Origin of the sequence: Paenarthrobacter sp. AB444, assembly GCF_028736865.1 — a bacterium.
Classification (GTDB): domain Bacteria; phylum Actinomycetota; class Actinomycetes; order Actinomycetales; family Micrococcaceae; genus Arthrobacter; species Arthrobacter nicotinovorans_B.
Map to the genome: position 1 here is coordinate 100,187 of NZ_JAQZBY010000001.1, position 23,741 is coordinate 123,927.

The following is a 23,741-nucleotide window of genomic DNA, read 5'->3' on the forward strand; positions in this document are numbered from 1 at the left end:
CAGTTACTGATACCCAGCGTACCTGATACGCTGGGTATCGTGAACAGCCGCCATCAGGAATTCCCCATTGCCGTAGAGGCTCCCCACGGCGAGGCCTCCGAACCCATTGACGGTCGGGCCTCCCGCTGGCAGTCCCATCGTGAGGAACGGCGCCGCGAGCTGATCAAGGCCGCGCGCAAAGCAGTCCACAGGCTTGGAAGTGACGCCTCCATGGAGGACATCGCGGGCGCTGCCGGTACATCCAAGTCGGTCTTCTATCGCTATTTCGGCGACAAGGCCGGCCTTCAACAGGCCATGGGCGAAGTTGTCCTGGGGCAAATGCAGCGCCGGATGAAGGAAGCGGCACAACTGGCGCAGACACCCCGCGAAGGCCTTTATGCGATGGTGTCGGCCTACCTGCAAATGGCCGAGTCGAGCCCCAACGTCTACGCCTTTATTACAAGGCTCACTCCGGGCGAGGCTTCCGCCCAGGATGCGATCGCAGCATCCGGGGCATTGGGCAACTTCTTTGAGCAGATCACCGAGATGATCGCCACGCCCATGCGTGAACATTTCGGCGGCGAAAAAGAAGCGGTGATCGACTACTGGCCGACCGCAGCCATCGGCTTGGTAAGAAACGCGGGCGAGATGTGGCTGGGGAGTCCCGCGGGCGCCGGGAAGCCGGACCAGGCAGCGATGGCCGCACAAATCACGGACTGGTTGTGCCTGGGCATCGCCCCGGAACTGAAGGCCACCACCTGACACCAGCGCAATGACTCATCAGTTATCGGAACCAAAGAAGGAATCAATATGACTGAAGTAGTGGATCGGGCCTCATCGGCCAACAAGCCGGCAGGCCGCGAGGACGCCGCCACTGCCCCCGAACCGAAAGTCGATGTCGCTGCTCTGGGTGAGCAGCTCCTCGGAAAATGGGCAGATATCAGGCACCAGGCCCGAGAGGTGGCCGGCAACACCGCCGTTCAGAAGATTGAGGGACTCCAGCATACAGAGCACCGTGCCCGCGTGTTCGAACAGCTGAAGTTCCTGGTGGATAACAACGCGGTCCACCGTGCCTTCCCGAAGCGTCTGGGTGGATCGGATGACCACGGCGGAAATATTGCCGGCTTCGAGGAACTGGTCACGGCAGACCCTTCCCTCCAGATCAAGGCAGGCGTCCAGTGGGGACTCTTCGGCTCCGCCGTCATGCACCTCGGGACTGCCGAACACCACGACAAGTGGCTTCCCGGCATCATGAGCCTGGACATTCCCGGCTGCTTCGCCATGACGGAGACCGGCCACGGTTCCGATGTCGCAAGCATCGCCACAACAGCCACCTACGATCCCGGCAGCCAGGAATTCATCATCAACACTCCTTTCCGCGCCGCGTGGAAGGATTACATCGGCAATGCGGCCAATGATGGCTTGGCTGCCGTGGTGTTCGCCCAGCTGATCACGCAAAACGTCAACCACGGCGTCCACGCCTTCTATGTGGAACTGCGTGATCCGGCTACCAAAGAGTTCCTGCCGGGTATCGGTGGCGAAGACGACGGCATCAAGGGCGGATTGAACGGAATCGACAACGGGCGCCTTCATTTCACCGATGTCCGGATCCCCCGCACCAACCTCTTGAACCGGTACGGGGACGTCGCTGCCGACGGTACCTATACCTCCACCATTGCGAGCCCGGGACGCCGCTTCTTCACCATGCTGGGCACCTTGGTCCAAGGGCGCGTGTCCTTGGATGGCGCTGCCGTAGCCGCAAGCAAAGTAGCCCTCAAGACGGCCATCCAATACGCCACCGAGCGCCGGCAGTTCAATGCTTCTTCCGCCACGGATGAGGAGGTGCTCTTGGACTACCAACGGCACCAACGCCGGCTTTTCACGCGTCTGGCCACCACCTACGCAGCCAGCTTCGCCCACGAACAATTGCTGCAGAAGTTCGATGACGTGTTCTCCGGCGCCCACGATACCGACGCCGACCGCCAAGACCTGGAAACGCTGGCGGCTGCCCTCAAGCCCCTGAGCACCTGGCACGCCCTGGATACCTTGCAGGAGTGCCGGGAAGCGTGCGGCGGCGCGGGCTTCCTGATTGAGAACCGCTTCGCTTCGCTCCGCGCGGACCTCGATGTCTACGTGACGTTCGAAGGCGACAACACGGTTCTGCTGCAATTGGTGGCCAAGCGGCTCCTGGCCGATTACGCCAAGGAATTCCGCAGCGCCGACTTTGGCGTGCTGGCCCGCTACGTGGTGGACCAAGCCGCAGGTGTGGCCTTGCACCGGACGGGTTTGCGCCAGGTTGCGCAGTTCGTGGCGGACAACGGTTCGGTACAGAAGGCTGCCTTGGCTTTGCGGGACGAGGAAGGCCAGCGGACCCTGCTGGCTGACCGTGTCCAGTCGATGGTTGCCGAGGTCGGAGCGGCGTTGAAGGGCGCCAACAAGCTCCCCCAACACCAGGCTGCAGCACTTTTCAACCAGCACCAGCACGAACTGATCGAAGCAGCCCAGGCGCACGCGGAGCTGCTCCAGTGGGAGGCCTTCACCGAAGCCCTGGCACAGGCCCCCGACGACGGAACCAAGCGCGTGCTGACCTGGTTGCGCGACCTCTTTGGACTGTCCCTCATTGAGAAGCACCTGTCCTGGTACCTCATGAATGGCCGGCTTTCCATGCAGCGTGGCCGCACCGTGGGGACCTACATCAACCGCCTGTTGGTCAAGATCCGTCCGCATGCAGTGGATTTGGTCGACGCGTTCGGTTACGGCCCCGAGCACCTCCGGGCACGGATCGCCTCCGGCGCCGAAGCGGAGCGCCAGGACGAGGCACGCCAATACTTCCGCGAGCAGCGTGCCAGCGGCAGTGCCCCCGCCGACGAGAAAGCCCTGCTGGCACTGAAAGCGGCGAAGTCCCGCTAGCAGTGTTGCTGTACTGTTCGGTGAACAGTCAGGGAATTCTCCGAATTCCGAGGAGTTAAAGCGCGACGGCGCCGTCCCCACCAAAGGGGGCGGCGCCGTCGTACTTTTTTGTCACCGTACTTTTGTCACGGCAGCACTGAGCGGTACACCTCGAGAGTTGTTTCCGTGATGGATTCCCAGGAGAAGTGCTCCTCTGCCCGGCGGCGCCCGGCGATGCCCATTTCCCGGGCCCGGGCGGGGTCCGAAACGACCTCGTTCAAGGCAGCGGCAAAATCACTGACGAATTTCTCCGGATCCAGCGGAGTGCCGGTGCCATCGGTGACCTGCTCCAAGGGGACCAGCAGGCCGGTTTCACCGTGTTGGACCACTTCGGGAATGCCGCCGGTGGCGCTGGCGACGACGGCCGCTCCGCAGGCCATGGCCTCAAGGTTTACGATGCCCAGGGGTTCGTAAATGGAGGGGCAAGCGAAAGCGGTGGCATGGCTCAGGACCTGGATGAGCTCGCGGCGCGGAAGCATCCTCTCGATCAGGACCACGCCCTCACGCTTGCTCTGCAGCTCTTCAATGAGACGTGCCGTCTCCGCAGCCAGTTCAGGGGTGTCGGCCGCGCCAAGGCACAGTACCAGCTGGACATCCGCCGGAAGGCTCGAAGCCGCGCGAAGCAGGTACGGAACCCCCTTCTGGCGGGTGTTGCGGCCAACGAATACGACGCTGGGTTTGGCGGGATCGATGCCCAACGCCTTGATGGCGTCGTCTTCCTCATCGCGCTCCCACAGTGAGACATCGATGCCGTTATGGACCACCTTGACCTTGTCCGGATCAACGTTGGGGTAGCTCCGGAGAATGTCCTGGCGCATGCCGTCGGAGACGGCGATGATGGCTGCGGCCGCTTCGTAGGCCGTTTTCTCCACCCAGGAGGACAAAGCGTAGCCACCGCCAAGCTGCTCGGCTTTCCACGGCCGCAGCGGCTCCAGGCTGTGAGCGCTGAGCACGTGGGGAATACCGTGAAGCAGTGAAGCGAGGTGTCCGGCCATGTTGGCGTACCAGGTGTGCGAGTGGACCAGGTCCGCTCCCGCAATGTCCGGAACGATCCTGAGATCGACGCCGAGCGTCTGCACCGCGGCATTGGCGTCGCCGAGGTCTTCCGGGGTGGCATACGAGGACACGGTCGCCCCGTGATAGTCCGCGTCGCGGGGCGCACCGAAGGCCCTGACGCGGAGGTCGACGTGCTTCGCCAGCACCCGGCTGAGCTCGGCAACGTGGACACCGGCACCGCCATAAATTTCCGGAGGGAATTCTTTAGTCACAATGTCTATTCGCACGCTAACCAACGTAGTCGTTCCGGCGTATGTGTTCTAGTGTGAAAGGGTCCGGAAAATCGGACTTTTGGGGGATACGAAGACGTACGGGGAGCAGTGACCATGGCGTTGAAGAAAGTTTTGGCAATCGTATTGGCCGGTGGCGAAGGCAACCGACTCATGCCGCTCACGGCGGACCGGGCCAAGCCGGCCGTTCCGTTTGCTGGCGGCTACCGGTTAATCGACTTTGCCTTGTCCAATCTTGTTAATTCGGGATATTTGAAAATCGTTGTACTGACGCAGTACAAATCGCACAGCCTTGACCGGCACATCTCCGAAACGTGGCGCATGTCCACGCAACTGGGCCGGTACGTTGCCTCAGTCCCGGCACAGCAGCGTGTCGGCAAGAGCTGGTTCCTCGGTAGCGCCAATGCCATCTACCAATCGTTGAACCTGATCCATGATGACGCCCCGGACATCGTGGTAGTGGTCGGCGCGGACCACGTCTACCGCATGGACTTCTCCCAGATGGTGGAACAGCACATCGCAAGCGGAGCCAAGGCCACCGTGGCGGCGGTTCGCCAGCCGCTGAACATGGCCAACCAGTTCGGCGTCATCGAAGTGGACCAGAACGATCCCCAGAAGATCGCAGCGTTCGTGGAAAAACCTGCCAGCACCCCCGGACTCGCAGCGGATCCCACCCAATTCCTGGCTTCCATGGGCAACTACGTCTTCAATGCCGACGCCTTGGTCGAAGCGCTGCATGTGGACGCTGAACGCTTGGATACCAAGCACGATATGGGCGGCGACATCATTCCCTACTTCGTGGATCAAGGCGAAGCCGGTGTGTATGACTTCACCCTGAACGACATCCCCGGTGCCACCGATCGTGACCGCACCTACTGGCGCGACGTAGGTACCATCGATTCGTTCTACGACGCCCACATGGACCTCATCTCCCCCGTGCCGGTGTTCAACCTGTACAACTCCGAGTGGCCCATCTACACCCGGCAGAGCATCTCCCCGCCTGCCAAGTTCGTCCGCGGCGGCAACAACACGGTTGGCACGGCCCTGGATTCCATCGTGGCCAGCGGTGTTGTGATTTCCGGTGGCATCGTAGAGGGCTCTGTCCTGTCGAACGATACCTATGTTGCAGCCGGAAGCCGCGTCCAGGATTCCGTCCTGATGGACAAGGTCTATGTCGGTGAAGGGGCCGTAATCAAGCGGGCGATTCTGGATAAGAACGTCAAGGTTCCCGCAGGTGCCGCCATCGGTCTGGACCCGGCCTTGGACAAAGCGCGTGGCTACAAAGTCACAGAGTCCGGGATCACGGTTCTTGCCAAGGGCCAAGAGGTTCCGGAACCCGGCGAGGCCGAGCTCGAGCTGTCCGCCAAGCATCGGGCCGCGTTGCCGGAGGCCGTCAAGGCGGCCACCCACCATGATCCCGATATCCGCGACTCTGCGGAAAAGGTGGCCGCAGGGATACAGTCCCGCGTGGGCGGTCCTGCCTCGCAAGGTGCCGCGCACTAGGCCGCACGCCTTCAACTGAACAGAACCAGAGGCAGGCCGCGCTCTCCCAAGGCTGTAAAATCAGGTCAATGAGCTCCACCGATCTGACGCCTGAAGAGATCCAGGCCTGCCTCAAGGTTCTGACCACGATCCACGTCTATGACGAAGAGCACCCGGACTACATTGCAGTCCGGCGTGCCACCGGCAAGATGTTCAAAGCCGTCAAACGCCACCGCCGGGTCACCAAGCGCGATTCCATCGCTGAGGCCGACCGTGCCGTCATCGCTTTGACGGCCACCGCGGCCCCGGACCGGATCGACGACGAGACCCGCGGCAACAAGCTCGCTCCCTCCGCCACGGGTGAGATTGCCGGACACCTGATCCGGTCTCGGCCTTGCTACATCTGCAAGCAGCACTACACCCAGGTGGATGCCTTCTATCACCAGCTGTGCCCTGAATGCGCAGCCTTCAGCCACAGCAAGCGCGATGCCCGCACGGATCTCACGGGTCGTCGCGCGCTGTTGACCGGTGGTCGCGCGAAGATCGGCATGTACATCGCCCTGCGCCTGCTGCGGGACGGAGCCCACACCACCATCACCACCCGGTTCCCCAAAGACGCCGCCCGCCGCTTTGCCGCCATGGAGGACAGCCGTGAGTGGCTGCACCGCCTCAGGATCGTTGGCATCGATCTTCGTGATCCGGCGCAGGTCATGGCATTGACCGACTCCCTGAACGAGGCCGGCCCGCTGGACATCATCATCAACAATGCCGCCCAAACCGTGCGCCGCTCGGGGAACGCCTACAAACCCCTGGTCGATGCCGAGGATGAGCCGCTTCCCGCTGCCCTGGAGGCCGCCAACGGTGGCCCGGAGCTTGTGACCTTCGGACATGCCCACGACAAGCACCCGTTGGCCTTGGCCAGCAGCGTGACAGAACACCCGGTCCTTGCCGGCGATGCCATCACCTCGCTGGCATTGTCCACCGGTTCGGCATCCTTGGAGCGGATTGAGTCAGGTACCGCCATCGACGCCGGCGGGCTGGTCCCCGACCTCGCCACCATCAACAGCTGGACACAGGTTGTTGACGAGGTGGACCCCCTGGAGATGCTCGAGGTACAGCTCTGCAACGTCACTGCGCCGTTCCTGCTGGTCAGCCGCCTGCGTGGTGCCATGAAGCGGTCCACGGCGCACCGGAAATACATCGTCAATGTCTCGGCCATGGAGGGGCAGTTCTCCCGCGCCTACAAGGGACCGGGGCACCCGCACACCAACATGGCCAAGGCTGCTTTGAACATGATGACCCGCACCAGTGCCCAGGAGATGCTGGACTCGGACGGCATCCTCATGACCGCCGTCGATACGGGCTGGATTACTGATGAGCGCCCGCACTATACGAAGGTCCGCCTGATGGAAGAAGGGTTCCACGCTCCCTTGGACCTGGTCGATGGTGCTGCCCGCGTGTACGACCCCATCGTCATGGGCGAAAAGGGCGAAGACCAGTACGGCGTATTCCTCAAGGACTACAAGCCCTCCCCCTGGTAAACCCCCTCGGAGTTTGTGTGCAGATAAGGCCCTTAAGAGCGCTTCTTAAGGGCCTTATCTGTACGAAAATTCTTTACGCGAGGCGGGTGATCTCCACGGACACGGCGAGTCCTGAGCCACCGCCGCCGGAGAGGATTCCCTTCAACGGAGGCACATCCCTGTAGTCACGGCCCCTGGCTACCGTCACGTGGTAGTCGCCGGCCGGCTTGTGGTTGGTGGGATCCCAGCTGCGCCATTCGCCGTCCCACCACTCCAGCCAGGCATGGGACTGACCGGCAACGGTTTCGCCTATGCCGGCCGAGGACCTGGGGTGGATGTAGCCGGAAACGTAGCGGGCGGGGATCCCGCTGCAGCGCAAGGCGCCGATGGCGAGGTGGGCCAGGTCCTGGCACACCCCTTGGCGTTGCATCCATGCTTGCTCGGCGTTGGTCGTCACGCCGGTGGTGCCCTTCATGTAGGTCATTTCTCCGGCCATCCACGCGAAGACCGCCAAGGCGGCCTCATGCGGATTCTTGCCTTCGACAATGCCGGGAACAATACCAAGGACTTCTTCGCCTGGACCGCTGAGGCGGGACTGCGGAAGCCAATCGCTGAATTCGTCCTGCACCTTGTCGGAGGACATGACATCCCACCCGACGATGTCGTCCTCGACGGCGACCCGCTCCGTGCGGTGCACTTCCACGGTCGCCGTGGCCAGCACCTCAAGGCTCTCGTGGGGCATCTGCATGTCGAAAGCAGTGACACGGGTTCCCCAATAATCCCGGTAGGTGCTGACGGAAGCCTGGTTGGGCGAGACTTTCAGCGAGGACTCCAGCACTACCTGCTGCCCATCAGTGAGCGGGGTCATCCGGGCTTCGTTATAGGACAACGTCACGCGGCGGTTGTACTTGTAGGCCGTCTTGTGGACGATGCTCAGCCGGGTCATGAAACTTCTCCCACCCAGGCGTGTTCATCAGCCTGATTGAAGTACTTACGGGAAATGGCATCCGATGCCTGCGTTACCGCCTTCTGCACACGTTCCATGTGCTCAGGCAGTTCGGACATGAGGTCATCGGTGCGGTGGAACTCTAGGAACGTCCGGGCCTGTCCAACGATCCGGCGGGCATCGTTGATAAAGCCAACGCGCTGGGCCGAGGGATCGAGCTTGGCCAAGCACTCATCGGCGTCGCGCAGGGCGTACACGATGGAGCGCGGGAAGAGACGGTCCAGCAGCAGGAATTCGGCAGCGTGCTGGTCACCGAAAGCTGCACGCCGGGTACGGATGAAGGACTCGTAGGCGCCAGCGCACCGCAGCATGTTCACCCAGGACATTCCAGCGGACTGGACATCACGGGTGGACAGCATCCGGGCGGTCATGTCAGCACGCTCCAACGAGCGTCCCAGGACCATGAACAGCCAGCTCTCATCGTGGCTGACAGTGGTGTCCGCAAGGCCACGCACCATCGCTGTCCGTTCCAGTACCCAGTTGCAGAAGCGGTACGTGCCCACTACGTCCTTGCGGTGCTGGTTCAAGCCGTAGTAGGTGGTGTTCAGGCTTTCCCACAACGACTGGGACACCGTCTCCCTGGCGCGCCTGGCGTTCTCACGGGCGGCCCCGAGGGAGCCGGCAATGGAGGAAGCGCTCTGTTTGTCGTAGGCCAAAGCATGAAGAAGTTCGGGCAGGCCGAAGTCTTCGCTCTGGGGCCGGGCGCCCATGACGGCCAAAAGTTCCCTGGCTACACTGCGCTGCTCGTCCAGGGGCAGGTGGTTCAGGCGCTCCAGGTGTACGTCCAGAATCCGGGCAGTGCCATCGGCCCGCTCTACGTAACGGCCGATCCAAAAGAGTGACTCAGCAATGCGGCTCAGCATGCGGCTGTGCCTCCTTCGCGTGGTGCATGTGGAAGTTCAAGTGGTGGTTGGAACGGGTTCACTGCTGCTGCTCCGTTTGGCGGTCGCGCCAGTTGCTTTCAACGGGCCACACGGAAACCTGTTCACGCAGGGTGACGGACTGCCGCGGGATGACCTCGGCCGGCATCTGGGGCGAGTTCGCCAGGACCCACGTGTCTTTCGAACCACCGCCCTGGCTGGAGTTCACAATCAGGGAACCCTCCTTGAGCGCCACCCGGGTGAGGCCGCCCGGGAGGACCCAAACGTCGTCGCCGTCGTTGACCGCAAAAGGCCGCAGGTCAACGTGGCGGGGCCCGAACTTGTCCCCCGAGAGCGTAGGAACCGTGGAGAGCTGCAACACGGGCTGGGCAATCCAACCCCGGGGATCGGCAATGACCCGTTTGCGCAAGGCATCCAGTTCTTCCTTTGAAGCGTCCGGCCCAATGACCAGTCCCTTGCCGCCGGAACCGTCAACAGGTTTGACCACCAGTTCCTCCAGCCGGTCCAGCACGTGCTCCCTGGCTTCCTTTTCCTCAAGCCGGAAGGTGTCCACGTTGGCGATGATGGGCTCTTCGTGAAGGTAGTAGCGGATCAAGTCAGGCACGTAACTGTACACAAGCTTGTCATCGGCAACCCCGTTGCCCACCGCGTTGGCGATGGTCACTCCCCCGGCCCGGGCAGCGTTGACAAGGCCCGGGCAGCCGAGCATCGAATCCGAGCGGAATTGCAGGGGATCCAGGAAGTCGTCGTCGATGCGCTTGTAGATGACATCCACGCGTTGCTCGCCGGCCGTGGTCCGCATGTAGACGCGGTTGCCGCGGCAGATGAGGTCCCGGCCTTCCACGAGTTCAACACCCATGAGGCCGGCCAAGAGCGTGTGTTCGAAGTAGGCGCTGTTGAAGACACCCGGGGTCAATACCACCACTGTTGGATCATCGACGCCGGCGGGTGCGGTTTTGCGCAGGGCGGACAGAAGCCGCCGGGGGTACTCCTCCACCGGCCTGATGTGCTGCTGCCCGAACGCCTCGGGCAAGCCTTTCGCCATTGCCCTGCGGTTTTCCAGAACGTAGCTGACGCCGGATGGAACGCGGACGTTGTCTTCCAGGACGCGGAACGTTCCGGCAGCGTCCCGGACGACGTCGATGCCGGAGACATGGACCCGGACGCCGCCCGATGGTTCGAATCCGTGCACAGCGCGATGGAAATGCGCGCTCGTGGTCACCAACTGCCGCGGTATCACGCCATCTGCCACCACCGCCATGCGCCCGTAGACGTCATTGAGGAACGCCTCGAGCGCTTTGACCCGCTGGGCGACTCCGCGTTCGAGCACGTCCCACTCATCGGCGGGAATGACCCTGGGGACGATGTCCAACGGAAAGGGCCGCTCCTCCCCCGCATAGTCGAAGGTGACCCCACGGTCCAGGAAGGTACGTGCCATCGAGTCGGCACGGGCGGTGACATCTGCGAGGGAAAGCTCGCGTAGGGCACCGGAGACCTGACCGTAGGATTTTCTGGCAACGTGGCCCGGGGCAAACATCTCGTCGTAGGCTCCGCTGCGGGCAGCGGCCTCGGAGTAATCCTGGAATAGGTCAGACATGGGAATCAGACAATCACCTTTTTGAGTCGAGCGCATTACGCACTGATTGTGTCGCGGTTTCCGGGTGCTCCCGGTTTCGCCTTCCGTGCCCCCATCCGGCAGGGTTGATGCATGCCCTTCAACAGACTTGCGTCCCAGCTGCCACGGCTGGGGCCAGGGTTGGTCCTGAGCCTGGCCGCGACCGGCCTTGCCTTCGCCATCCACGCAGTGTTGCCCGCGATTCCGGCCATGACGCTCGCTGTTGCCTTGGGTTTGCTCTCAGCCAATATACCGGGCACTGCGGTGGTGGTTGCGGGGCGCGCCCGGCCGGGCCTGGACTTCGCGGGGAAGCACCTCATGCGCGCGGGCATTGTGCTGTTGGGCCTCAAAGTCAGTCTGTGGGACGTGCTCGGACTTGGTTGGCTGTCCCTGCTGCTGATAGCCGGCGTCGTCCTGGTCAGTTTTGCCGGTACCTATGGGCTGGCGCGATTGCTGCGTTTGCCCGGCGAAGCGTCCTTGCTGATTGCCACCGGCTTCTCCATCTGTGGCGCTTCGGCCATCGGTGCCATGGCTGCCGTGCGCCGGATCCGGCACCAGGACACGGTGCTGCCGGTTGCCCTTGTGACCCTTTGCGGGACCCTGGCCATTGGCGTGCTGCCGCTGCTGATGCAGCCGCTGAACCTTAATCCGGCCCAATTCGGGGCGTGGACGGGTGCTTCCGTTCACGACGTCGGCCAAGTGGTGGCCACGGCGCAAACCGCAGGCACAGCGGCGCTGGCCATCGCCGTCGTCGTCAAGTTGACCCGTGTAGTCCTCCTGGCGCCGATTGTGGCTGCCGCCGGGTTGCACCAGCGCATTCAGCATGTGCGCGAACGCGCCAACGGTTCGTCGGACGCTGACGACGTCGATGCCAGGTTCCCGCCGATCGTGCCGCTTTTCGTGGTCGGTTTCATCGCCATGGTGGCCTTCCGCTCCACCGGATGGGCGACGCCGGAACTACTTGAAGCTGCTGCCGTCGCCCAGGACATTGTGCTGGCCTCCGCGTTGTTCGGTCTGGGCTCTGCGGTGCGGGTCAGGACCCTGATCCATACTGGTGGGCGGGCCGCGTTGGTGGCGCTGGGGTCCTGGCTGATCATCGCTTCCCTGGGGCTGGGGGCGGCGTGGATCATGATTAGATAGCTGTGTGTCGAATCACAATTTGTCGCGCGAAGAAGCCGCTACCCGCTCAGCCCTGATCACAACCCACAGCTACGACGTCACCCTTGATGTCCGCGACGCGGCAGATCCCGCAGCCGCCGGATATCCGAGCACCAGCACCGTCACTTTTTCAGCCCAGCCAGGCTCTGCCACATTCCTTGACTTCATCAATGGCGGCGTGGACTCCGTGGTGTTGAACGGGCGGGCACTGGACACCGGCAAGGTGGTGGACCGGGACAGGATCATCCTGGAAGACCTCGACGCCGAGAACACCGTTACCGTCGCTGGAACTGCCCTCTACAGCCGCTCCGGCGAGGGGATGCACCGTTTCGTGGATCCCGCCGACGGCCAGTGCTACCTGTACACGCAGTACGAACCCGCAGACTGCCGCCGCGTCTTTGCCAACTTTGAACAACCGGACCTCAAAGCCGAATTCACCTTCCACGTCATCGCCCCTGCCGGCTGGGAAGTCGCCTCGAACGGACCAGAGACCGCGCGTACTTCGGTCCCGGGCGCGGAGGCCGTAGCGCGGTGGGACTTTGCCACCACCAAGCGCATGTCCACCTACATCACGACTGTGTTGGCCGGGCCGTACTTCAAGGCGACCGACCACTGGGGTGCAACGCTCGACGACGGCACCCGCCTTGAGGTTCCGCTGGCACTTTTCTGCCGGGCCTCCTTGACGGCGTCTTTCGACGCCGACGAACTGTTCCGGCTCACCAAGCGCGGTTTGGCCTTCTTCAACGAACTCTTCGATTACCCCTACCCCTGGGGCAAGTACGATCAGGCATTCGTGCCTGAATACAACCTCGGCGCCATGGAGAACCCCGGACTGGTGACCTTCACCGAGAAGTATGTGTATGCCTCCCGTGCGACTGATGCCCAATACCAGGCGCGGGCCAACACCCTCATGCATGAAATGGCGCACATGTGGTTCGGGGACCTCGTGACCATGGCGTGGTGGGACGACCTGTGGCTCAAGGAATCCTTTGCCGACTTCATGGGAACGCTGGGCGTGGACCGGGCCACAGACTGGGACACCGCCTGGGTGAACTTCGCCAGCAAACGCAAGGCCTGGGCCTATGTCCAGGACCAACTCCCCACGACACACCCGATCGTGGCAGACATCCCGGACCTGGAAGCGGCAAAGCAGAACTTCGACGGGATCACCTATGCCAAGGGCGCGTCAGTCCTTAAGCAGTTGGTGGCCTACGTTGGCTTCGACGCCTTCATTGCCGGCTCCCGTGAGTATTTCAAGGAGCACGAATTCGGCAATACCTCGCTGCAGGATCTCCTTAAGGCGCTCAGTGCCGCCTCGGGGCGGAACCTCGGTGATTGGGCCCGCCAATGGCTGCAGACCTCCGGTATCTCCACGGTCGCAGCGGACATCGCGGACGACGACGGAGTGATGGGCGCGGTGTTGCTGCAGCAGGATGCCATCGACCCCATTACCGGCCATCAGGAACTCCGGCCACATCGCCTCCGCCTTGGCCTGTACGACGCCGACCAGACCGGCGCCCTTGTCCGGACGGAAAGCGTAGAGGTGGACATCTCCGGACCCAGCACCCTGGTAGCTGAGCTTGCGGGCAAGAAAAGGCCGGCCCTGTTGCTGGTCAATGACGATGATCTGAGCTACGCCAAAGTGCGGCTCGATCCAGCCTCCGAGCACACCGTCAGAACCTCCTTGGACAAGGTACAGGATCCCATGGCCCGGGCCCTGTGCTGGACTGCCCTCTGGGACTCGGCCCGGGATGCCGTAACACGTGCGGCACGGTACGTGAACGCCGTCGAACAGTTCGCACCGGCAGAATCGGGCATTGGCGTCCTCCTCAATGTCCTTGGGAACGCCTCGAGCGCCATCGAGCGCTTTGTACCCCCGGCGGTGCGGGCTGCTGTACGGAAGGATTTCCTCGCCGTCGCAGCCCACCAGCTGCGTGCATCGGTACCTGGCTCGGACCACCAGCTGGCCTGGGCACGGACCCTCGCGGATGTGTCCCGTCATGGCGACGGTGAGCTCCCGCTGCTGCGGCAGATTCTGGACGGCTCCACTGTTGTTGAGGGTTTGGTTGTCGATGCTGAACTCCGGTGGAGCCTGTGGCAGGCCCTGGCTGCGCACGCACAGGCGACACAGGCGGAATTGGATCATGAACTCGAAACGGACAGGACGGCTTCCGGAAAGGAAGGGCACGCCCTGGCCTCGGCTGCACGCCCGGACCCCGCAGTGAAGGAGGCCGCCTGGGATGCGGCCGTCAACGGCAGTGGCCTGTCCAATGAAATCCTGAGCGCTACGATTGCGGGCTTCTCCATTGCCCCCGCCTACATGACGGCACCGTACGTTGAACCGTACTTCGAGTGCCTGGAAGGTGTATGGGCCGGGCGCAGCATTGAAATTGCCGGCCGGATTGTCAGGGGCCTCTTCCCGGCAGCCCAGGATCTCGCATCGGGCGTGGACCCGGCGGATCATCCGGTGCTGGTCAGAACGGACGAGTGGCTGCGGACCCATGCCGACGCGCCAGGTGCTTTGCGGCGGATCATCATCGAGCAGCGGAGCCATCTCTTACGGTCGCTGACGGCCCAGGCTGCCACGGACTAGGGCACGCGGTTCAACCACTCATCGGTGCCGAACTTGGAGTCCACGCGTTTCCTGGCTTCCCCGAGTTCTGCTTCGGTGAGCTTGGATTCGACCGCACCGTAGCGCTCGGTAAATACTGCCTGCATGGCTTGGATGATCGCGGCCCGGGCCATGCCGGTTTGGCGTCGCAGCGGATCCACGCGCTTCTTGGCACTGCGCGTGCCCTTGTCCGACAGCTTCTCCTTGCCGATGCGCAGCACCTCCACCATTTTGTCGGCGTCGATGTCATAGCTCATGGTTACGTGGTGGAGCATGCCGCCGTTGGCAAGCCGCTTCTGGGCGGCTCCGCCGATCTTTCCCTGGTCCGTGGCGATGTCGTTGAGGGGCACGTAGAAGGCCGTGATTCCCAGCTTTTCCAAGGCGGCCATGACCCATGCATCAAGGAAGGCATAGGAGTCTGCGAAGCTGATGCCGTCCACAAGCGTCTGCGGCACATACAAGGAGTACGTGATGCAGTTGCCGGCCTCCATGAACATGGCCCCGCCGCCACTGATCCGTCGGACCACCGTGATGCCGTGGCGGGCGACGCCCGCAGGATCCACTTCATTCTTCACCGACTGGAAACTGCCGATGACCACGGAAGGTTCTTCCCAGTCCCAGAACCGCAGGGTGGGATTGCGAAGCCCCGCGCCCACCTCCTCTGTCAGGACTTCGTCCAGTGCGACGTTCACCTGCGTTGGAAGGATTGACGGCGGAATAACGTCCCACTGGTGGTCGGCCCAGCTGGTGGCTTTGGACAGTGCACGTCGCACGGTGATGGCTACTGCTTCCGCGGAGAAGCCGAACAGCGTGGCTCCCTCTGGCAGGCCGGCAGTGACGGCCGCGGCAATTTCGGCTGCCGTGGACGCCTCGGGAAGCCCGGTCAGGGCATTGTTGATGCCCTGGAGCGCTTCATCCGGCTCCAGGAAGAAGTCCCCGCTCAGTGAGACGTCAGTGAACCTTCCCTCCCGGACCTCCAGGTCCACCACCACGAGTTTTCCGCCGGGTACCTTGTATTCACCATGAAGGCGGGCGCCGGCGTCGTTATTGTCTTCTGCGGGTCCGGGAAGGGAAGTCATGCTTCCCATCTTGCCGGAAAACGCAAAGGCCCGCATTGCCGGAAAATCCAGCAATGCGGGCCGTTGAAAGCCTTGGGGTGAAGTGGTTACTTCTTGCCGCCGAAGCCCTTGAAGCGGGCGTTGAAGCGCTCGACGCGGCCAGCGGAGTCCATGATGCGCTGCTTGCCCGTGTAGAACGGGTGGGACTCCGAGGAGATTTCGACGTCGATAACCGGGTAGGTGTTTCCGTCTTCCCACTCGATGGTCTTCGAGGAAGACACGGTGGACTTGGTCAGGAACTTCGTACCGGAAGCGAGGTCGTTGAAGACAACAGCTTCGTACTTCGGGTGGATATCAGACTTCATAATGGGACCTTTTGTTCGCGCAACTGGATTTTGCCAGCTGCCAGGTATGAATGGAGGTGGACCGTGGTCTGTAATGCAAAGATTCCAGCTTCCGGGCCAACAACCAATCATAGCCGAAACGGGCACGGCCTACGAACCGGCTCAATCCCGCGGACGAAGTTCCCAGAAGGCGACGGCGGAGGCAGCGGCCACATTGAGCGAATCGACACCTGCCCTCATGGGGATTTTGACAGCGACGTCGACGACGGCCAGCGTCTCGGGACTCATCCCGGCGCCTTCTGTTCCCAGCACCAGTGCCAGTTTTGGAAGCTGCCTGGCCGCGAGATCGTCCAGGTCCACCGCATCATCGGTCAGTTCCATGGCTGCCACGGAGAAACCCTGGTCCCTCAGCCGGGCCAGGTCACCGGGCCAGCTCTCCAGACGCGCCCACGGTACCTGGAAAACAGTGCCCATGCTGACACGGACACTTCTCCGGTACAAAGGGTCGCCGCAGCGCGGCGAGACCAGCACGGCATCCACCCCCAGGGCAGCGGCTGAACGGAAAATGGCTCCGACATTGGTGTGGTCCACGATGTCTTCAAGGACGGCGACCCGCTGTGCTGTGGCCAGGAGTTCCTCCAGCGGCACCGGGGCCGGCCGGTGCATTGCGGCCATGGCACCGCGGTGAAGGTGGAAGCCCGTGATCTCCTCCAGCAATGAGGCCTTGCCAATGAAAACCGGCACGTCCGGGTAGGCCTTGAAGACATCGTCGAGGTCCTCCAGCCACTTCTCGGCCAGAAAGAACGAGCGTGGCTGGTGCCCCGCGGCCAAGGCCCGGCGAAGCACCCTGGAGGACTCTGCGATGTACATGCCTTCCCGGGGTTCGCGAAGCTTTCGCAGGTGCACATCAGTGAGCGTGGTGTAGTCGCTCACCCGCGGATCATCAGCGGATTCGAGGTAGTGGAAGGTCACCGGGAGACTATTTCAGGAGGTTGGCGATCATGAAGCCAAGAGCCACGATGCCGAGCGTGAAGATAACGCCGCGCAGCACCTTGGGTGACAGCTTCCGGCCCACCTTTGAACCGACCAGCCCACCGATGGTGGAGCTGACGGCGATGAGCAGAACAACCCACCAGTTGATTCTGTCGAAGGCGAAGATGAGATAGGACACAGCCGCCACCATGTTCACCGTCAGGGTGAGGATGTTCTTCATGGCGTTGGCATTTTGCATGGTGCCTGAGAGGAACACGCCGAGGATTCCCACCAGGAGGATTCCTTGGGCGGCGACAAAGTATCCGCCGTACACCCCGGCAAGGTAGATCAGGACCACCAAGAGGATGCCATGGCTCTTGTCCTTGATGGCATGCTCGGGGTTCTGTTCCCTGTCGCGGATCCATGCCTGGAGCTTGGGCTGGAACAGTACCATGAGCAGCGCGGCGACCAGCAGGACAGGTGCTACGTAGCCAAAGACTTTTTCCGGGAGGTGGAGCAGCAGCCATGCTCCCGTGATGCCGCCCAACAGCGACGCCGGCATCAGCTTGAGCAGTTGCCTGCCGCGGCCGGCCAGTTCGCGGCGGTAGCCCCAGGCGCCAGCGGCCGTACCGGCAACAAGGCCCATGGCGTTGCTCATGGAAGCAACGACAGGCACGACGCCCAAGGCGATCAATACGGGGAAGGTCACCAAAGTGCCGGAGCCGACTACCGCATTGATGGTGCCGGCCCACAGGCCGGCAAAAAAGACCAGGATGCTGCTAAGAATCTCCATTTTGAACAGGGACCGCCCTAGCGGCGCGCCGTGGCGGTGTAGCGCCCGGCATTTTCGGAAACGTCCAGGGCCAGGCCGAAGGTGTTGCCCAGGTGCTCGTCGGTCAGGACTTCCTTGATGGGTCCGGCAGCAACCACGCCTCCTTCGCGCAACAGCATTGCGTGGGTGAATCCCGGGGGCACCTCTTCAAGATGGTGGGTTACCAGGACCATGGCCGGCGCGTCGGGGTCGCTGGCGAGTTCGCCCAGTTTATGGACCAATTCCTCACGTCCTCCCAGGTCCAGGCCTGCGGCTGGCTCATCCAGCAGCAGCAGCTCGGGGTCGGTCATGAGGGCACGTGCGATCTGAACGCGCTTGCGCTCCCCCTCTGAAAGGGTGGCGAAAGTCCGGTTGAGGAGGGGGCCCATCCCCCAGTCGTTCAGGAGGCCAAAGGCGCGGCGCTCGTCGTCGCGTTCGTACCCTTCCCGCCAACGGCCGGTGACGCCGTACGCTGCCGTGACCACTACGTTCAGGACGTTCTCGTGCTCAGGGATCTGCGTGGCCAATGCGGCCGAGGAGAGGCCGATCCGGGGCCGGAGTTCAAAAACGTCGACCCGCCCCAGCGTCTCATCGAGAATGCCAGCCTTGCCGCTGCTGGGGTGCAGGCGTGCGGCAGCGATCTGGAGAAGGGTTGTCTTGCCCGCGCCGTTCGGGCCCAGGATGACCCATCGTTCTCCTTCGTTGACCTGCCAGTCAACCTTGTCCAGCAGGGTCTTTTTGCCTCGGACAACGCTGACGGAAGCCAAATCCAGAACATCACTCATAGCAGTAGACACTAGGACAAAAGTGAACATGACTGATAACCGGCACTTTCCGCTGGTTTATCAGGCGAAACAGATTCGGGGGGAAGGGGGCCGATCGATAGGATTGAGGCCATGACTTCGAACTTGGCTGCGGTCAGCTATGGCGTGAATTTGTCCCCTGAATCGCTGGAAAGCGTGCGGAAGGTACTGGCCGACGCAGGCGCGGAAGTGTCAGCGGAATCACACGCCGGCGACGGGCGTTTCGGCGTCCACACCGCCGTTGTGCACGTACCGCGCGCTTCAGCGGAGACTTTGTCCGACCTTCGACGCCGGGTGGCTGGGTCAGCATTGACCGGCACCGATACTGCCCTGGTCCCTGCAGAGCTCCGGCAGGCGAAGCGGAAGCTTCTCATCATGGACGTGGACTCAACACTCATCCAGCAGGAAGTCATCGAGTTGCTGGCCGCCTATGCAGGTAAACGGGAAGAGGTTGCGGCAGTCACCGAGGCTGCCATGCGTGGCGAGCTCGATTTTGCGCAGAGCCTGCATGCCCGTGTCGCCGTACTGGCGGGCCTGCCGGCCGACGTCGTGGATTCGGTGCGCGAGGAAGTGCGCCTCAGCCTGGGCGCGGCAGAACTCGTGGCCGCGTTCAAGACGGCCGGTCACGTAGTGGCGGTCGTTTCCGGCGGATTCAACCAGATCCTGGGCCCTATTGCCGAGGAGCTGGGTTTGGACTACTGGATTGCCAATGAGCTTGAAATCATCGACGGCGCCCTGACAGGCAAAGTCCTGGGGGCTGTGATCGACCGGGCGGCCAAGGAGAAGTACCTGCGCCAATGGGCTGCTGCCGAGGGGATCGAGCTGGGGCATACCATCGCGGTCGGTGACGGCGCGAATGACCTCGACATGCTGGGGGCCGCCGGCATCGGCGTGGCGTTCAACGCCAAACCAGCAGTTCGCGCAGTGGCTGATGCTGCGATCAACATGCCCTACCTCGATGCAGTGCGGCACATAGCCAACGTCTGATTCCAGAGCCTCATTAAGCTGAGGTCCACGCCGGCCGCGCACTGCGAAACACTTATTGTGAATTCGTGACGCGAAAATTGAATCAATTTATTTGATTGTTATCAGCGTGGACCGTTGCCCACAACAATTCCGGTATTTCGGAACTGGAATGGTGTTTAATCCTGATCTGCACATATTCTTGGGGTTGTACGGCGAGGTAGCCTGCGACCAGGCATAAGGGAAGTGCAGAGTTCGAAAGTGAAGCATTCACAGCGAACGTGGAAATGGTGGAGAGTCCGCGAGGCCATGAAGTCCGCGGAGCCACGTATTTACTCGAAGGACGAAGGTCTCACGACCTTCCCCGAACTCTTTTCCAGCCACTCCGGGTTTTTCTTCGAAGACATTACTGAACAGGAAGAAAGCAACATGAGCACGCTTGATGAAGCTGTAAAGCAACTGCTGTCCATTGAAGGTGCCACTGGGGCCGCAGTGGTCGATTACTCCAGTGGCATGGCCCTCGCGCAAGGTGGAAGTCCTGGCTTTGATCTCGGTGTGGCCGCTGCCGGCAACTCAAACGTAGTCAGTGCAAAGCTGCGCACTATGGCTGACCTCGGCCTGGACAGCAACATAGAGGACATCCTCATCACCTTGGACGGGCAATACCACCTGATCAACGTCCTGAACTCGGGCGGATCCAAGGGGCTGTTCGTGTACTTGGTACTGGACCGTACCTACGCGAACCTGGCACTGGCCCGTCACAAGCTCAACAACCTTGCAAAGGGAATCACTATCTGAATCCGCTTAAATGACCAGGGACGGCCGCTGACCAGGTGGCCGTCCCTTTTTGCGGAACCTTCGAGGTTGTCAGCTCTTTGCCCTGCGGGCCGCACTGTTCCCCTGCACCGCCGCGCTGCCCAACATGTGATAAACCAGAACGTCCTCGTTGGTGTTGGAATTGGCCTCGATGGTCACAAGTTCACCATCGCGGACCACGCCGATCCGATGACACCAACTGACCAGTTCTGTGAGGTCCGAGGACAGCAGAATGATCGCGACCCCGGTTTGCCTCAGTTCATCCAGCATCTGGTAGACGACATCTTTCGCCCCTACATCGATGCCGCGGCTGGGGTGGCTCATGATCAGCACGTCGCAGCCGGAAGTCATCCATTTGGCCAGTGAGACCTTCTGCCGGTCTCCCCCGGACAGAGTGGTGAGCGTGCCATGGATATTCGTTGTATTGATCCGCATTCGTCGTACCAAATCAATGACGCCCCGGAGCCCTGAGATCTCGTCCTTGAGGTCCTCGTCGTCAGCGTGGACCCGCAGACCTTGAGCGATACTGGTGTCTTCACCGACATTGCCGGCATCCTCGGAAAGGTAACCAATTCTCAGCCGCAGTGCATCCTCCGGGCCTTGGATGCGCACCGGCCGGCCGTGCAGAAAAAGCTGCCCCGAGGTACCCTGCCGTATTCCGACGATGGATTCCAGCACCTGGTGGACGCCCGATTGGTGAGTTCCCAGCAGTCCGAAAATTTCACCTTTGGCGACGTTGAACGAGACGTTCCGGACAGCGTCACCGACGCTGAGGTCCACAACCCGCAGGGCCTCGTCGCTGCCGGCGAGCTCTGTCGGGCGGCTGCTGCCTGCGGGCTTCTGCTGGAGAAGCAGGAAGGCCAGCTCCTCAGGGTTGGTTTCGCTGGCTTCGACGATGGTGTGGACTTTACCGTCCCGCAGTACGGCAATACGGTGTGCAATGGATCGGACTTCGTCAAGGCGGTGGGTGATATAGATGATCGCCCGTCCCTGGTCGATGAGCATCCTCAATACCTGGTGCAAGGTAGCGACGTCATGATCGGGAAGGGACGCTGCCACTTCATCCATGATGACCAGCTGGGCTTCCTCGGCCACCATCCTGAGGACTTCGACCAGGGCCTGCTCTGCCCGGATGAGCGAGCCAACCAGCGCGTCCGGGTCAAGGGCTATCTTGACGTCGTTGATGAGTTTCAATGCCGGACCCCTAAGATCCGCATGGGACTTATCGGCCTGAAACGTACCCCTGTACATTGCCTTGGCCACCGTCATTTGCGGGTCGAGGCGGAAGTTCTGGGGAATGATTCCCACGCCACACGCTTGTGCTTCATCCCGGGAATCGGGTCCGTATTTCTCTCCCGCCAAGGTGAGCAGCCCGGTGTCGTGACGGAGGGACCCCGATAAAACGTCCATCAGGGTGGACTTTCCGGCACCATTAGTGCCTATCAATCCAAGAATCTCGCCCCTATGTATCGAGAGATCGACGCCTTTGAGGATGCGTCGATGATCATACGAAGCGTGAATACCATCAGCATGCAACAGCAGGTCCAAGGAAGCTCCTAGGTGACTTTTCGGATTCTGTGCCGAGTCAACCAGATCAATTGGCGTATTGCAAAAAGAAAGAGTAAAACCCATATGGGCAATTCGTGACGCGAAAATTAGAGGAATTTATCACATCGTAATCTTGAAGTAGCTGGCTGGTGTTTAAACACCGAAGGCCCGGGACAACGTCCCGGGCCTTCGGCCACTGCGGTGGAAGCTACTCAGCGCTCTTCGTGAAGTAATCAGAGCCACCGACATACTCTGTATGGCCCGTCTCGACGTCTGCGGTCACCATTTTGGCAACCTCGGCGGCAAATTCTTCCACCGAGTACAACTTGCCGGCTTCGGCTCGGCGCGCCTCGATGGCGCCCGGGTTCGATCGGTCAAGAAGGGTGGCCGTCACAGTCCCTTCGATCATGTCGCCGGAAACGACCACCAGCGAGATGCCCTTTTCCGCAAGGCTGGGCACCAGTGCACGCAGGGCGTCCTCCCCCGCGCGCTTGCTCTTGGCTACGGGCTCGTACTCAGGCATCGTGGGGACTGTCTCCACGAAATGTGCTTGGTGGCTGGTCACAAAGACCACGCGCGAACCTTCAGGCATCAAGGGCACGGCAGCGTTGAGCATGTTGATCTGGGCGTCGCGGTTCAACTTGAGCGCGTACCCCTCCTCCATGCCGGTTTCCATGCCGCCCGAGGCATTGAGCACCAGGACATCGAGGGAACCGAACTGCTCCATGGCCGTGCTGGCCAAGGCGTGTACGCCTTCGTCAGTGGTGAGGTCGGCGCCGACGGCTGCGGCGCGGCCGCCGGCGGCCTGGATTTCAGCCACAACCTTGTTGGCGCGCGGCGCCTTCTGGCGGTAATTGACGACGACGGCGGCACCCTCGCCAGCGAGGATCTTGGCAACTTCAGCGCCGATTCCGCGGGAAGACCCAGTGACGATTGCGGTCTTGTTATCCAGCGTTCCCATTCGTGCTCCTTTTGTTCAGTTCATCCAAATTCCGAGGGATCGGATTCCATCATGCCAGCGGCAGCCACGAAATCCTTTGTTGACCCCGGACAATTACTACGGTCCCGGGTAGTGGGTCAGTGGCCCATGCCGAGGCCGCCATCGACAGGAATGACCGCACCGGAGATGTAGGCGGCTTCGTCACTGGCTACCCAGCGCACCACGTCGGCTACCTCCGAGGCCTCAGCAAAACGCCCCGCGGGAACGTTGGCGAGGTAGGACTTCTGGGTCTCTTCGGGCAGTTCGGCGGTCATGTCGGTGTTGATGAACCCGGGCGCCACCACATTGGCGGTGATTCCCCGGCTGCCCAGCTCACGCGTCAGCGACCGTGCGATGCCCACCATGCCGGCCTTTGACGCGGAGTAGTTGATTTGGCCTGGTGCCCCGTAAAGGCCGGAGACGGAAGAGATGAGGACCACGCGACCCTTGCGAAGCCTGATCATTCCCTTGGAAGCGCGCTTGATCACACGGAACGCCCCGGTCAGGTTGGTGTCCAGTACCGAGGTGAAATCGTCCTCGCTCATCCGCAACAGCAGCGTGTCTTTGGTGATGCCTGCATTGGCCACGAGTACCTCGACCGGGCCGTGTGCCTCTTCAACTGTCTTGAAGGCTGCATCAATCGAAGCCTCGTCCGTGACGTCTGCCTTGACCCCCAGGATTCCTTCAGGCAGCTCTGTTTCACTGCGATAGGTAACAGCTACCTTGTCGCCGTTGGCAAGGAAGGACTCGGCAATGGCCAGTCCGATGCCGCGGTTGCCGCCAGTAATCAGGACGCTGCGACCGGTGGATACTGCTTCAGACATACTTTCGCTCCAGGTTCTGCGGTCATCGAAGGCCGCTGTGAAGTGGGATTTTCCTGTTCCGATCTTATCCGTCGGCTGAAGCGACGCGCGGGTAACCAGCCAGCTGCGCGGGTTTGGGCGGTCAGGACGTTGGTGA

20 protein-coding genes are annotated in these 23,741 nt (G+C 61.9%); 8 read left to right on the forward strand and 12 right to left on the reverse strand.

Annotated elements, in window-relative coordinates; all coding sequences use genetic code 11:
* Positions 1-39 precede the first annotated feature (39 nt).
* The gene (locus PQ627_RS00475) at positions 40-741 is read left to right on the forward strand and encodes a TetR family transcriptional regulator (protein WP_443192730.1); all 702 of its coding nucleotides are present in this window, start codon (positions 40-42) and stop codon (positions 739-741) included.
* A 48-nt stretch (positions 742-789) separates the two neighbouring features.
* Positions 790-2,889, forward strand: coding sequence for an acyl-CoA dehydrogenase family protein (locus PQ627_RS00480; RefSeq protein WP_274257771.1), 2,100 nt, complete (start codon positions 790-792; stop codon positions 2,887-2,889).
* A gap of 125 nt (positions 2,890-3,014) precedes the next feature.
* Here PQ627_RS00480 and glgA read toward each other — a convergent pair whose 3' ends face one another.
* On the reverse strand, positions 3,015-4,211 hold the full coding sequence (gene glgA, locus PQ627_RS00485) for a glycogen synthase (protein ID WP_274257773.1): 1,197 nt from the start codon (positions 4,209-4,211) through the stop codon (positions 3,015-3,017).
* A 93-nt stretch (positions 4,212-4,304) separates the two neighbouring features.
* Here glgA and glgC point away from each other — a divergent pair, with 93 nt between their 5' ends.
* Positions 4,305-5,717, forward strand: a complete 1,413-nt coding sequence (gene glgC, locus PQ627_RS00490; protein ID WP_274257776.1) for a glucose-1-phosphate adenylyltransferase — start codon at positions 4,305-4,307, stop codon at positions 5,715-5,717.
* A 68-nt stretch (positions 5,718-5,785) separates the two neighbouring features.
* A complete protein-coding gene (locus tag PQ627_RS00495; protein ID WP_274257777.1) occupies positions 5,786-7,237 on the forward strand; it encodes an SDR family NAD(P)-dependent oxidoreductase in 1,452 nt (483 codons plus the stop codon).
* Between the two features lie 73 nt (positions 7,238-7,310).
* On the opposite strand, the gene PQ627_RS00500 is transcribed toward PQ627_RS00495, so the two are convergent.
* From PQ627_RS00500 to PQ627_RS00510, 3 genes are read right to left on the reverse strand one after another with little or no spacing between them, the layout of a single operon-like run.
* A complete protein-coding gene (locus tag PQ627_RS00500; RefSeq protein ID WP_274257778.1) occupies positions 7,311-8,162 on the reverse strand; it encodes a transglutaminase family protein in 852 nt (283 codons plus the stop codon).
* A complete protein-coding gene (locus tag PQ627_RS00505; RefSeq protein WP_144658810.1) occupies positions 8,159-9,085 on the reverse strand; it encodes an alpha-E domain-containing protein in 927 nt (308 codons plus the stop codon). Before PQ627_RS00505 ends, PQ627_RS00500 begins: the two co-directional genes overlap by 4 nt.
* Positions 9,086-9,143: 58 nt before the next feature.
* Positions 9,144-10,700: a circularly permuted type 2 ATP-grasp protein gene (locus PQ627_RS00510; RefSeq protein ID WP_039241274.1), complete on the reverse strand. Its 1,557-nt coding sequence runs from the start codon at positions 10,698-10,700 to the stop codon at positions 9,144-9,146.
* 111 nt (positions 10,701-10,811) lie between these two features.
* On the opposite strand from PQ627_RS00510, the gene PQ627_RS00515 reads away from it, so the two are divergent.
* Positions 10,812-11,858, forward strand: coding sequence for a YeiH family protein (locus PQ627_RS00515; protein ID WP_274257781.1), 1,047 nt, complete (start codon positions 10,812-10,814; stop codon positions 11,856-11,858).
* A 4-nt stretch (positions 11,859-11,862) separates the two neighbouring features.
* Positions 11,863-14,469 (forward strand): aminopeptidase N, encoded by a 2,607-nt coding sequence (gene pepN / locus PQ627_RS00520; protein WP_274257783.1) that lies wholly within the window; start codon positions 11,863-11,865, stop codon positions 14,467-14,469.
* On the opposite strand, the gene PQ627_RS00525 is transcribed toward pepN, so the two are convergent.
* The 5 genes from PQ627_RS00525 to PQ627_RS00545 form a co-directional block, all read right to left on the reverse strand.
* Complete coding sequence (locus PQ627_RS00525; protein ID WP_274257785.1) at positions 14,466-15,566, reverse strand: lipoate--protein ligase family protein; 1,101 nt, start codon at positions 15,564-15,566, stop codon at positions 14,466-14,468. The genes pepN and PQ627_RS00525 overlap by 4 nt on opposite strands.
* Positions 15,567-15,652: 86 nt before the next feature.
* Positions 15,653-15,910 (reverse strand): type B 50S ribosomal protein L31, encoded by a 258-nt coding sequence (locus PQ627_RS00530; RefSeq protein WP_066275740.1) that lies wholly within the window; start codon positions 15,908-15,910, stop codon positions 15,653-15,655.
* Between the two features lie 141 nt (positions 15,911-16,051).
* The gene (locus PQ627_RS00535) at positions 16,052-16,861 is read right to left on the reverse strand and encodes a TrmH family RNA methyltransferase (RefSeq protein WP_274257791.1); all 810 of its coding nucleotides are present in this window, start codon (positions 16,859-16,861) and stop codon (positions 16,052-16,054) included.
* 7 nt (positions 16,862-16,868) lie between these two features.
* Positions 16,869-17,654 carry a sulfite exporter TauE/SafE family protein gene (locus PQ627_RS00540; protein ID WP_144658804.1) on the reverse strand — a complete coding sequence of 262 codons (786 nt, stop codon included), beginning with the start codon at positions 17,652-17,654 and terminating at the stop codon, positions 16,869-16,871.
* Between the two features lie 17 nt (positions 17,655-17,671).
* Positions 17,672-18,457, reverse strand: coding sequence for an ABC transporter ATP-binding protein (locus PQ627_RS00545; RefSeq protein WP_274257793.1), 786 nt, complete (start codon positions 18,455-18,457; stop codon positions 17,672-17,674).
* Positions 18,458-18,568: 111 nt separating this feature from the next.
* On the opposite strand from PQ627_RS00545, the gene serB reads away from it, so the two are divergent.
* Together serB and PQ627_RS00555 are read left to right on the forward strand one after the other, a co-directional pair.
* The gene (gene serB, locus PQ627_RS00550) at positions 18,569-19,462 is read left to right on the forward strand and encodes a phosphoserine phosphatase SerB (protein WP_274257794.1); all 894 of its coding nucleotides are present in this window, start codon (positions 18,569-18,571) and stop codon (positions 19,460-19,462) included.
* Positions 19,463-19,867: 405 nt separating this feature from the next.
* Entirely contained in the window at positions 19,868-20,236 is a 369-nt protein-coding gene (locus tag PQ627_RS00555) for a hypothetical protein (RefSeq protein ID WP_144658801.1), read from the forward strand.
* Positions 20,237-20,305: 69 nt separating this feature from the next.
* Here the strand turns inward: PQ627_RS00555 and PQ627_RS00560 are convergent, their stop codons facing one another.
* From PQ627_RS00560 to PQ627_RS00570, 3 genes are all read right to left on the reverse strand, one after another.
* A complete protein-coding gene (locus PQ627_RS00560; protein WP_274258315.1) occupies positions 20,306-21,802 on the reverse strand; it encodes an ATP-binding cassette domain-containing protein in 1,497 nt (498 codons plus the stop codon).
* A 208-nt stretch (positions 21,803-22,010) separates the two neighbouring features.
* Positions 22,011-22,763: an SDR family oxidoreductase gene (locus tag PQ627_RS00565; protein WP_274257797.1), complete on the reverse strand. Its 753-nt coding sequence runs from the start codon at positions 22,761-22,763 to the stop codon at positions 22,011-22,013.
* 116 nt (positions 22,764-22,879) lie between these two features.
* Positions 22,880-23,605 carry a beta-ketoacyl-ACP reductase gene (locus PQ627_RS00570; protein WP_144658798.1) on the reverse strand — a complete coding sequence of 242 codons (726 nt, stop codon included), beginning with the start codon at positions 23,603-23,605 and terminating at the stop codon, positions 22,880-22,882.
* Positions 23,606-23,741 lie beyond the last annotated feature (136 nt).

Excerpts from the sequence above, each read along its gene's own strand:
- PQ627_RS00545 (WP_274257793.1), bottom strand. The coding sequence starts at position 18,457 with ATGAGTGATGTTCTGGATTTGGCTTCCGTCAGCGTTGTCCGAGGCAAA.
- PQ627_RS00565 (WP_274257797.1), bottom strand. The coding sequence starts at position 22,763 with ATGGGAACGCTGGATAACAAGACCGCAATCGTCACTGGGTCTTCCCGC.
- PQ627_RS00500 (WP_274257778.1), bottom strand. The coding sequence starts at position 8,162 with ATGACCCGGCTGAGCATCGTCCACAAGACGGCCTACAAGTACAACCGC.
- PQ627_RS00515 (WP_274257781.1), top strand. The coding sequence starts at position 10,812 with ATGCCCTTCAACAGACTTGCGTCCCAGCTGCCACGGCTGGGGCCAGGG.
- PQ627_RS00570 (WP_144658798.1), bottom strand. The coding sequence starts at position 23,605 with ATGTCTGAAGCAGTATCCACCGGTCGCAGCGTCCTGATTACTGGCGGC.
- PQ627_RS00510 (WP_039241274.1), bottom strand. The coding sequence starts at position 10,700 with ATGTCTGACCTATTCCAGGATTACTCCGAGGCCGCTGCCCGCAGCGGA.
- PQ627_RS00525 (WP_274257785.1), bottom strand. The coding sequence starts at position 15,566 with ATGACTTCCCTTCCCGGACCCGCAGAAGACAATAACGACGCCGGCGCC.
- PQ627_RS00505 (WP_144658810.1), bottom strand. The coding sequence starts at position 9,085 with ATGCTGAGCCGCATTGCTGAGTCACTCTTTTGGATCGGCCGTTACGTA.
- PQ627_RS00530 (WP_066275740.1), bottom strand. The coding sequence starts at position 15,910 with ATGAAGTCTGATATCCACCCGAAGTACGAAGCTGTTGTCTTCAACGAC.
- PQ627_RS00480 (WP_274257771.1), top strand. The coding sequence starts at position 790 with ATGACTGAAGTAGTGGATCGGGCCTCATCGGCCAACAAGCCGGCAGGC.
- PQ627_RS00555 (WP_144658801.1), top strand. The coding sequence starts at position 19,868 with ATGAGCACGCTTGATGAAGCTGTAAAGCAACTGCTGTCCATTGAAGGT.
- PQ627_RS00540 (WP_144658804.1), bottom strand. The coding sequence starts at position 17,654 with ATGGAGATTCTTAGCAGCATCCTGGTCTTTTTTGCCGGCCTGTGGGCC.
- serB (WP_274257794.1), top strand. The coding sequence starts at position 18,569 with ATGACTTCGAACTTGGCTGCGGTCAGCTATGGCGTGAATTTGTCCCCT.
- PQ627_RS00495 (WP_274257777.1), top strand. The coding sequence starts at position 5,786 with ATGAGCTCCACCGATCTGACGCCTGAAGAGATCCAGGCCTGCCTCAAG.